This window comes from Bartonella sp. CL162QHHD (genome assembly GCF_042195435.1).
Lineage (GTDB): Bacteria > Pseudomonadota > Alphaproteobacteria > Rhizobiales > Rhizobiaceae > Bartonella.
In genome coordinates, this window is sequence record NZ_JBHIOG010000006.1 from 16,853 (window position 1) to 26,100 (window position 9,248).

Sequence of the window (9,248 nt, forward strand, 5' to 3'; positions counted from 1 at the left end):
GAAAAAGAGAAGGCGTGGAGGGCGGTCAACTCCTCGCAGATCCGGTAAAACCGTCCTGGTATAACTGGCTCACGCCTCGTGGATAGAAGTAACAGTTTAAAAGTTTAAAAGCAATCTTTAAAAAAACGACTTGAGAAAAACCATGTTGGCTTTTGTGAAGAGAGTCGATGCGTGAGAAAAAGAGAAGGCGTGGAGGGCGGTCAACTCCTCGCAGATCCGGTAAAACCGTCCTGGCAAAACTGGCTCACGCCTTACCTCCAATGATATAATGTTTTTAAGCCAAAAAGCAATTTTTAAAAAAAACCGCTTGAGAGAGGCTTTTTTTGTATAAGGCGATAAATTGTACCTCTCACCTCACAACAGCGCTCTATCGCCTTTGAAGTGCCTTTGAAAACGATTTTATGGGATGGTTTGGCACGGGGGTTTCTCTCACAAGGAGAAGAATAGGGAAAAGAGTGCTTTTTTGAGAAATGCTCTTTTGACTGACAGTGTCAGACTTATGGTGGGAGTAAGTTTCATGCATTGTATTGCCAATGACAATTGTAAAGCAATAGGCAATGTATGGAACAGGAATTTCACGAAGATCAAAAAGATGGGGATGCAGAAACATTTCATGCTGCGTTAATAGATCTCTGTCCAGACGTTTTATGCCAAGACATTTCATGTGAAGACGCCACCGTTAGCCAAGCGCCTGAATGGGTAGAGCTTTTGCCCAAAGCGCCCCATGTAAAGGCACGTGATGGACGACAATGGCATTATAACCCGCAAACTATTTTAAAAGCCTTTGCAGCCAATAAAGGACCGCTTGTGATTGATTATGAGCATGGGCAACATCACCGTGCGAGAAATGGTTTAGAAGCACCTGCCAGTGGCTGGATTGAAGAATTAGCAGAGCGGGATGGTGCGATTTGGGGGCGTGTTAAATGGACCGATATGGCCGCTAAAAAGATTGTTGCCCGAGAATATCGCTATCTTTCGCCTGAGTTTCGCCATTCCAAGAAAGGTGAAATTTTGAATTTAGCAGGTGCTGGTTTGGTGAACCGTCCAGCCCTTGTCATGACGGCTTTAAGCCGTGAACAGCCTTCCCCTATAACTTTGACGGAGAAAATGATGGATTTGACAGCCATTGCCAGTGCACTATCGCTGGCAGAAGATGCTAAAGCGGATGAGGTTTTAGCAACGCTTAAAGCGCGCGAAAAGGAACGCGTGGAATTAAATGCCCAATTAATAAAAGCGCGAGAAGATTTAGCGCTTTTGCAAGAAGAGCAAAAAAACAGTGCCATTGAGAGTCTTTTAGATAAGACCATTGAAGAGGGCAAGATTTTGCCGGCTGCTCGCGAGGAATATCGTGCGCTCTGTAGCCTTGAAGGGGGGATGGAGCATTTTAAAAGTTTGGTCGAGAAGTTGCCGGCGCTTGCCTCAACAAGCCCTTTAGAAGTGTGTGCCTTAGCGCAAGAACCAAAGCTTGCTCCAGAAGAGGTTGCCCTTGCGGCACGCCATTATCAGGAAGAGCAGAAGCAAAAAGGCTTCGACATCACCATTAGCCAAGCGGTTGAGTATATTAGCGAGCAAAAGGAGCGCCCATTATGAGTACGATGATTTTGATTAAATCTTTTCGCGCTGGAGATGTGATTTCACCTTATTGCATTGTTGCAGCGCGCGGTGAGGGAATGGTGGCAACGGCTTCTGGTAAGGGTGATAAATTATTAGGGACTGCTGGGTCATTGAGTGCAAAGGCTGGTGAGATGATTGATGTTGGCCAATGTGGTTGGGGCGAAGTGGTTTGTGGAGGCAATGTTTCCTTTGGTGATTTTTTGACCTCTGACCCCAAAGGACACGCCATTAAAGCGGAAGCCGCAGATCGCACCATTGGTATTGCCATGAGTGATGGTTCTGCTGGTGATGTTATTTCTTTTAAAATTAATTAATCGAGGCATAAAATGAACAGACCTTTTCCCATTGATCCAACACTCACCGCTATTGCTATTGGTTATCGCAATCCAGCAGGTTCTCTTATTGGCGATAGAGTTTTGCCACGCGTTTGTGTTTTAAGTGAGGTGTTTAAATATAGTGAATTTCCTTTAGCAGAAAATTTTACCGTGCCTGAACTTGAGGTTGGGCGAAAAGGGCGCCCGAATGTGGTGGAATTTTCTGCCTTTGAACGGGAAGCCAGTGTCAAAGATTACGGACTTGATGATCTCATCCCCAATTCAGATATTGAAGCAGCGGCACGGGCACGGGCAGAAAAGCGCTCTCGTTATAACCCCGAAAAGACAGCTGTAGAGGGACTTGCCAATTTGCTAGAATTGGGGCGTGAAGTGCGTGTTGCAGCTCTTGTGCAAAGAAGTGAAAATTACGCACCAGAGCGGGTGATTACGCTTAAGGGTGAAAATAAATTTAGCGATTATGAGAAATCTGACCCTTATGCCACTTTAGATGAGGCGATGGATAAAAGTCTCGTCTATACGCCCAACACCATTGTGATGGGCAAAGTTGTTTGGTCAAAACTCAAACGTCATCCCAAAATCATTAAAGCCGTTAAAGGGGGTGGCACTGCTGATGGTTTTGTCACCAAGGCGCAATTTGCTGATCTGATGGAAATACACCCCGATCGTTTACTCATTGGTGAATCGCAAGTGAATTTGGCACGTAAAGGGCGTTCGGCACAATTGGCACGCGTGTGGGGCAATAAGATTGCACTGCTTTATATTGACCCTACCAAACAACAGGCAGATGGTTCGGTGATCAGTTGGGGCTTTAGCGCCCAGTTGGGCGAGCGTTTGTCTGGAGTGATCCAAGATCCAGATATCGGCTTGTCGGGTGGTAAACGGGTGCGTGTGGGGGAACGTGTGTGTGAATTGGTTGCCGCAAAAGATGCCGGTGTTTTGTTGCAAGAAGTTGTCTAAGGGAAACTTTTAAACATGGCTTATGCAAGCAAAACATTGATTGAAGAGCTCTGGGGTGATGACTTCTTGGATGATTTGTGTGGGATGGATGAGAACTCTGATCCAGTTTTTTCAGAGCAAGCCATTGCCCGCGCGCTCGAACAGGCAAGTGGTGAGATTGATGTGCATTTGTCTCATCGCTACTGCGTCCCCATTGCTGGACAGCCGGCGGCTCTGGGTATGATCTGTGTCAATATTGCTGTTTATAATTTAGCCATACGCCATACGGCGCTGACCACGACCATTGAAGATCGTTACAAACAGGCGGTTGATTTGCTGAAACGTATTGCCGAAGGCAAAGCGGGTTTAGGCATAGATGAACCTAAAATTATGAGCGAAGATGGACCGGTTCGTGATGGGGCTTTTTTTCATGCCAAGCCGCGTTTGATGGGAAGGTAACATGTCTGTTGCAACCCATATTGAGATTAAAGAGACAGGGCTTGAAGCGGCTTTATCCTTTTTGCAAAAGGGCGCTGATAGCTCGATGGGGACTTTGGCACAAGGGGTTGGGCGTCTCATCCAAGAAAGCACAAGGCGGCGGATTCAAAGCGAAAAAAATTCTGCCCAAGGAGAGAAGTGGAAAAACAATTATGCCCGCACCTCCATTCTTTATGCCAGTGGGGCGCTTTCACGCTCCATTGATATGAAAGCTTCACCAGAACAGGTGATTGTGGGCTCTGGGTTGGTTTATGCGCGGATTCATCAATTAGGTGGGGTTATTCGCCCGAAAAATGGCAAGACACTGCGCTTTTTTCTTAAAAGCGGCAATGCACACCGCTTTGTTTGTGTGCATCAAGTGACTATGCCGGCACGCCCTTATTTGGGGCTTTCAGAGCACAATAAAGTGGAAATTGTCAAAGCGACAGAAGACTGGCTGGAAAGGGTCTTTTCATGAACCAAACGATCACACAAGCAGGGCGCATTAATCAGTTTCGTGAAGCGGTGATAAGGAGCCTTAAAGGCGCTTTGCCGGATGTGCGTGATTGCGGCTGTCAATTTGGACGTTTTAATTTAGAAGAACTTGAAACACAGATGCTGGTGGCTCCAGCAATACGGGTTGCGGTGTTAGAAAGCCGTTTGAATCCTGTAGCAAGTGGACAGATGAGTGCTGATCTTCATTTAGGGGCTTTTATTATTACCACTGGTAAAGAGCGTGATGTTTCCAGTTGGCTTTTAGCAGAAGCCATTGCGGTTTTATGCCATAGCGGGCAATTGTGGGGGCTAACGCATTTGAGTGCCCCGCGTGATGTCCAGATTGAACCGATTATTTCCGCGGCGATTAAGCAGCGTGGTGTATCGATAAGCGTGGTGGAATGGCACCAAGATTTGCATCAGTTGGGACAGGATATTTTTTGTGATGAAGGACAACTCAAAAGTGGTTTGATTTCATGTGATGATGAGGTGTTGCCATGAATGATGCGCATTTGTTGAGTGACACCTTTCGACAAATCATGAAGCGTCTTGATGCGCTTGAACGCTGTCTTGCCAACCAGCACATGATCGGGCGGGTTGTGCAAGTTGATGGCCATAGGGTGCGGGTGAAACTTTCCGAACAGGGTTCTAATGGACAAGCAGTTTTATCGCCTTGGCTACAAGCGCAAGAAGCTTCTGGCGCTCTCTCAAGCAATATGCCCCTCCATGTTGGTGATCCGGTGCGGTTATTAAATCCCCATGGCGAAATTGGTTCTGCCTCTCTGGTGGTGCGCGATAGTTATAGTGAGGATGCACCTAATCCCGCACGCTCTTTCCAAGAGTTGGCGCTCTGTTATGCCGGTGGCGCTTTGCGAATGACAAAAGATGAACTTATTCTCTCCCATGGGGAAAACCAAATCCATTTGAGTGAAAAAGGTTTGGTGCTTTCTCATCAAGCAACCCGTGTTGAATTAACGGGTAGTGTGCGGATTCAAGCAGAAGATTTACAGCATAATCAAAAATCTGTTGGCGCAAGCCACAAACACGGTGGGGTCAAAATGGGTCCCTCCACAACCTCTTCCCCTCTTTAAAGGAGTTTTATCATGCGTGAGAACATTTATGTTATTTTAACCAATGCCGATTTTGTTGCAGGCAAGCGTTCACTGGGCAAAGGTGAAGAAATTTGTTTAAGTGAGGAGGCGGCTAAATATCCGTTGCTGCTTGGTCAGATCGCTGAAAAACCAGCCCCTGTTGTTGCGGCGGCCCCAACTGTTTCTACCACAAAGACAAGCAAAGGGGCTTAAAGCATGCGGTGCGGGATGAGCGAAAAGGATGGCTCTCTCTTGTATGGCTTTGCGCATTGTCAACAGTCACTTCGTAAATGTCTGACGACAAGAATTGGGACACGGGTTTTGCGTCGTCATTATGGATGTGATGTTGGAGCATTCCAAGATGCCAATGCTGATCCTGCGACGATGATGCAGCTTTATCAAGCAATTGTTGAAGCACTCGATGATCCAGAGTGTGGAGAGCCTGGGTTCTCGTTGCAGAGGATTGATCTGACAAAAGCAACGCGTGAAGGCACGTTCCATTTTGTTTTAACGGGTGTTTTTTATCCCAATGGGCATTTGGGGGATTGGTCACACCAAGAGCCAATGAGCATCAATTTAGAGGTTGGTGATGACTGAGTTTGAACCTTTATCCTTTTCACAGATTCCCCCTCCACAACTCCCTCTGCCACAAATTATTGAAGAGCTTTCTGTTGAAGCAATTTTAGAGCAAAAGATCACGCGTTTGACTGAGCTTTTTGCAGCGCATCATATTCCTTATAATGTGGAAAAGACGGCTTATGATCCGGTTGTCATTCAATTGCAAGCGGCGGCTTATGAAGAGTTGCTATTGCGCCAGCGAATTAATGAAGTAGCGCGGGATAATTTACTCACATTTGCCCATGGAACAAGTTTAGATCATTTGGGGGATTTTCATGGGGTCACGCGCCTTTTGGATGAAGATGATGAGCGTTTGCGCCGCCGCATTCGTTTGAATAGACAAGGACATTCCACAGGTGGCACAGCGCCACGTTACCAATATTTTGCCCTCTCAAGCGATATCCATGTCAAAGATGCTTTTGTTTATCGTGAGGGTAAAAGTCCGCTTATTCATGTTGCGCTTTTTAGTGACGCTCCTTCAGGGGTGGCTGATGAGGCTTTAATTGCAAAGGTGCAAGCAGCCCTTGATGCCCCCCATGTTAAAATGACCAATGACCACATCCTTGTGAAAAGCGCGGTACAGCGGATGATCAATGTTTCTGCTGATTTTTGGTTGTTACCGGATGAAGGCTCCTTTGTTTTGGAAAGAGCGGAGCAGAAATTAAGAGCAGAATGGGCGCGTGCATGGAGGCTTGGGCGTGATTTGTCTTTAAGTTGGATACTAAGCCGCTTGATGGTTGAGGGCGTTCACCATGTGAACATAACGCAACCTTTTGAGGATATTTTGGTCGCACCTGATGAAGCAGTCGCACTAGGGGATATTGTTTTGTTTGAACGGGGGCGTGCTTATTGATGCTTTCCTCACTTTTGCCCCCGAATTCGAGCTTGTTTGAACGTTGTTTTGCAGAAGCAATGGCTCTTGAACTTCACGTTAAAACTGCACTCGAAGAAATACCTCGCGCGAAATTTATCACGCGTCCGCCTTCTTGGTTGCCCTTTTTAATAGACGAATATGGCTTACAAGAATTAAACCCTTATTTCTCTAACCTTTATGATTTAATTGATCAGGGTCTTGCATGGCAAAATATTCGCGGCTCCCTTGCGGCAATAGAGATGGGGCTTGAATGGCTAGGGATTTCGGCACGCTTTCAACCCGCCTGGACGGGGCGAGCATGGTGGAATTCCTTTCAACTTGATTTTGATCAGTTGCCTGAACGCAAAAGCCTTGAAGCCATTGAAGCGATTACCGACCTTTCCAAAAGTTTGCGCTCTGATTTTCGCCGTGGGACCTATGGTTATAATGTGCAAGCCATGGAAGGCAATATGTCACGCCTCGATGATAGCATGTTGGAGTATGAAAGCGGTGTTCGCTTAACAGCTGGGGACACTTTGTTTTCCTTTGGACGCACAACAGAAATCAATCATACCCTCACAAAAGAAGAAGGCAGGCTTATTGGCAATTGGATAGATGATGGGGATGAAGAGTTAAGCTGGGACCTTATTGATTATCCATGGGATATGGCAAATTTTCCGTGGTGTTCGGTCAAAAAACATGAACGCGATATACTCATGGCAGAGTGGTTTAGCAACCGCACGCTTTATCTCGTGTGAAGAGACAGCCAAAATAGCGTGATTGGGTATCGCAGATGCTATGCTGTAGCGCCTGTCGAACAAGCTTTGGATTGTGTGTACAGCCATTGTGGTAACAGATTCCAGCCCTCCTTAATGGGCACGGCGCTTTTTCTGGCAGCAAGCACAGGTTTTCATGATGTTGACGGGAAACAAGCAGCTTTTGTTTCCATTCTCGTTCACGGCATTCCCAAACAAGATGTCCCCCTTGATATCCCCCTGGGCAAGCTTTGGTGTGATGCCAATGAACTGAATGGTGGTGTAGAGATACTCAAAACACCCATCAATATTCCTTTGCGTGCCGATGTTCGCGAACAATTCAAGATTTTATTGAGGTTTTAATATGAAGCATGAAAGTGGTTTACCCTTTGCAATTGACAGATCTCGCGGCAAAGAGGAACAACAAAGCGTTGTCTTTTATGGCACGCGTCCCTTTATTCAAAGTGGTGAATTGAATGAGGTTCAAACCATCATCAGGGGGCGGCATGACCGCTTGGGGCGCCTTGTTGCAAAAGAAGGAGACCGCGTTGAACGGGCTGATGCTTTTGTCAACAAAGAGACAAGGACCGTCACTTTAACGGATGGCAAAATTTATATCGCAGGCGATATTTTCCCCGTTGCACCCGCTGTACTCAACAATGTTGCCATGATTGGGCGCTTGGAAATTGGTGTGAAGCTGCAAAAAAAATGGATAACCCATGAGGATGATCCAGAGCTATTGGGGCAAGTCCCTGGCACATTGGCAGAAGGAGAGCCTGGTGCCGCACGCGAAACAGCACAGCTTGTTTGGGCACTAAAAGAGGATGAGCAGAATGGCACTTTCTTTCCCGTTTATATCTTGCAAGATGGTGTTCTGATTGATCAAAAATCACCCTCACTCCTTGAACCTGCCATGCAAGCCATTGCGACGTACGACCGTGCCCATGGACATTATATCGTGAGTGGCTGCCGTGTGAGCGCATTGGGAGCCAATAACGGTTGCCAAGTGTTTAGTATTCAAGAAGGAGAAGCCAATATCAATGGCTTTAAACGTAAACGCCTTGCCGCCTTGCGCCATGAAGAGATGCAAGATTTTTCGACAAGCGTTGTTCCAAGCGAAACGCATATTTTTGCGCCTTCAAAAGGGAAAACAAGTTTTACCTTTAAACCCTATTATTTTCCTATTGCCGATATTCAGTCTCTTTTGTTGACAAAAGAAAAAACCGTTAACGTCACCCGTGGTGCCGTTGCCGCTGGGCGTGATGGTGTTCCTGATAAAAGCATCACCGCGTTTATAAAAATCGTTCAAGGAAGCAAGGAATTTAAAGAAGGCACAGATTTTAAAAAAACCGGAGACACCATTGATTGGGCACCCGTGGGAGACGAACCTTTAGCGGGGAGCAGCTATAAGGTGACTTACCGTTACCGCGCAAAAATCACCGCTGATAAAGTAACAGCGCAGGAAATCACAGTCTCAGGGGGTGCGGAGGGTGGTGATATTATCGTCAGTTACACTTACAAACTCCCCCGCATTGACCGCATAGGACTGAACACGGGGGGCAATGTCGTATATATCAAAGGAGTTTCATCAGATCACCCCATGGCACCCAGTGTCCCTGATGATGTGTTGTCCCTTGCAACCATTACCAACAATTGGCTTGAAACGCCGGTTGTGGTCAATGATGGCACACGGGTTGCCCCCTATGATGAGATGTGGCGCTATTTTCAACGAGTGCTTTCGCTTGATCGATTGATGCAATTAGAGCGTATTAAAAGCAATGTTGACTCTAAAGAACCTGTTGCCAAAAAGGGCATGTTTGCAGACCCTTTTCTTGATGATAGTTACAGAGATGAAGGCTTTCAACAAACGGGGGCTGTAGGCAATGGCATTTTACAGCTCGCCATTGATCCAACCTTTTACACCGCTCATCTGAACGCGCCTGTTACGCTTGACTGGACAAATGAAGTGATCATTGCGCAAGAGTTGACAACTGCTTGCGAAAAAATCAATCCTTATCAAAATTTTGCGACCTTACCTGGTACAGTAACCCTTGAACCCGCGACAGACTTTTGG

The 9,248-nt window shown here is 46.5% G+C and carries 11 protein-coding genes and 1 pseudogene; all 12 read left to right on the forward strand.

Annotated elements, in window-relative coordinates:
- Positions 1-561 precede the first annotated feature (561 nt).
- Positions 562-1,590 carry a phage protease gene (locus tag ACFILD_RS00420; protein ID WP_375664623.1) on the forward strand — a complete coding sequence of 343 codons (1,029 nt, stop codon included), beginning with the start codon at positions 562-564 and terminating at the stop codon, positions 1,588-1,590.
- Complete coding sequence (locus tag ACFILD_RS00425) at positions 1,587-1,928, forward strand: hypothetical protein (RefSeq protein WP_375664624.1); 342 nt, start codon at positions 1,587-1,589, stop codon at positions 1,926-1,928. The genes ACFILD_RS00420 and ACFILD_RS00425 overlap by 4 nt, the downstream gene beginning before the upstream one ends.
- Before the next feature lie 12 nt (positions 1,929-1,940).
- Positions 1,941-2,906 (forward strand): capsid protein, encoded by a 966-nt coding sequence (locus tag ACFILD_RS00430; RefSeq protein ID WP_375613754.1) that lies wholly within the window; start codon positions 1,941-1,943, stop codon positions 2,904-2,906.
- Positions 2,907-2,921: 15 nt separating this feature from the next.
- Complete coding sequence (locus ACFILD_RS00435; RefSeq protein ID WP_273790112.1) at positions 2,922-3,344, forward strand: gp436 family protein; 423 nt, start codon at positions 2,922-2,924, stop codon at positions 3,342-3,344.
- A gap of 1 nt (position 3,345) precedes the next feature.
- A complete protein-coding gene (locus ACFILD_RS00440; RefSeq protein ID WP_375631564.1) occupies positions 3,346-3,840 on the forward strand; it encodes a phage virion morphogenesis protein in 495 nt (164 codons plus the stop codon).
- Positions 3,837-4,358, forward strand: a complete 522-nt coding sequence (locus ACFILD_RS00445) for a hypothetical protein (RefSeq protein WP_375631565.1) — start codon at positions 3,837-3,839, stop codon at positions 4,356-4,358. Before ACFILD_RS00440 ends, ACFILD_RS00445 begins: the two co-directional genes overlap by 4 nt.
- Positions 4,355-4,948 carry a baseplate assembly protein gene (locus ACFILD_RS00450; RefSeq protein WP_375662995.1) on the forward strand — a complete coding sequence of 198 codons (594 nt, stop codon included), beginning with the start codon at positions 4,355-4,357 and terminating at the stop codon, positions 4,946-4,948. Before ACFILD_RS00445 ends, ACFILD_RS00450 begins: the two co-directional genes overlap by 4 nt.
- Positions 4,949-4,960: 12 nt before the next feature.
- On the forward strand, positions 4,961-5,161 hold the full coding sequence (locus ACFILD_RS00455) for a hypothetical protein (protein ID WP_375662996.1): 201 nt from the start codon (positions 4,961-4,963) through the stop codon (positions 5,159-5,161).
- Between the two features lie 3 nt (positions 5,162-5,164).
- Complete coding sequence (locus ACFILD_RS00460) at positions 5,165-5,545, forward strand: GPW/gp25 family protein (RefSeq protein ID WP_375613760.1); 381 nt, start codon at positions 5,165-5,167, stop codon at positions 5,543-5,545.
- Positions 5,538-6,419, forward strand: a complete 882-nt coding sequence (locus ACFILD_RS00465; protein WP_375664625.1) for a baseplate J/gp47 family protein — start codon at positions 5,538-5,540, stop codon at positions 6,417-6,419. The genes ACFILD_RS00460 and ACFILD_RS00465 overlap by 8 nt, the downstream gene beginning before the upstream one ends.
- Positions 6,419-7,537 (forward strand): annotated as a pseudogene (locus ACFILD_RS00470) (phage tail protein). Before ACFILD_RS00465 ends, ACFILD_RS00470 begins: the two are co-directional and overlap by 1 nt.
- 1 nt (position 7,538) lies before the next feature.
- Positions 7,539-9,248 (forward strand): DUF4815 domain-containing protein (locus ACFILD_RS00475; RefSeq protein ID WP_375664627.1); only part of this gene is annotated, 1,710 nt, incomplete at its 3' end.

What these genes read in the sequence shown, in the direction of transcription:
- ACFILD_RS00430 (WP_375613754.1), top strand. Translation starts at nt 1,941, where the DNA reads ATGAACAGACCTTTTCCCATTGATCCAACACTCACCGCTATTGCTATT.
- ACFILD_RS00440 (WP_375631564.1), top strand. Translation starts at nt 3,346, where the DNA reads ATGTCTGTTGCAACCCATATTGAGATTAAAGAGACAGGGCTTGAAGCG.
- ACFILD_RS00455 (WP_375662996.1), top strand. Translation starts at nt 4,961, where the DNA reads ATGCGTGAGAACATTTATGTTATTTTAACCAATGCCGATTTTGTTGCA.
- ACFILD_RS00450 (WP_375662995.1), top strand. Translation starts at nt 4,355, where the DNA reads ATGAATGATGCGCATTTGTTGAGTGACACCTTTCGACAAATCATGAAG.
- ACFILD_RS00435 (WP_273790112.1), top strand. Translation starts at nt 2,922, where the DNA reads ATGGCTTATGCAAGCAAAACATTGATTGAAGAGCTCTGGGGTGATGAC.
- ACFILD_RS00420 (WP_375664623.1), top strand. Translation starts at nt 562, where the DNA reads ATGGAACAGGAATTTCACGAAGATCAAAAAGATGGGGATGCAGAAACA.
- ACFILD_RS00445 (WP_375631565.1), top strand. Translation starts at nt 3,837, where the DNA reads ATGAACCAAACGATCACACAAGCAGGGCGCATTAATCAGTTTCGTGAA.
- ACFILD_RS00460 (WP_375613760.1), top strand. Translation starts at nt 5,165, where the DNA reads ATGCGGTGCGGGATGAGCGAAAAGGATGGCTCTCTCTTGTATGGCTTT.
- ACFILD_RS00425 (WP_375664624.1), top strand. Translation starts at nt 1,587, where the DNA reads ATGAGTACGATGATTTTGATTAAATCTTTTCGCGCTGGAGATGTGATT.
- ACFILD_RS00465 (WP_375664625.1), top strand. Translation starts at nt 5,538, where the DNA reads ATGACTGAGTTTGAACCTTTATCCTTTTCACAGATTCCCCCTCCACAA.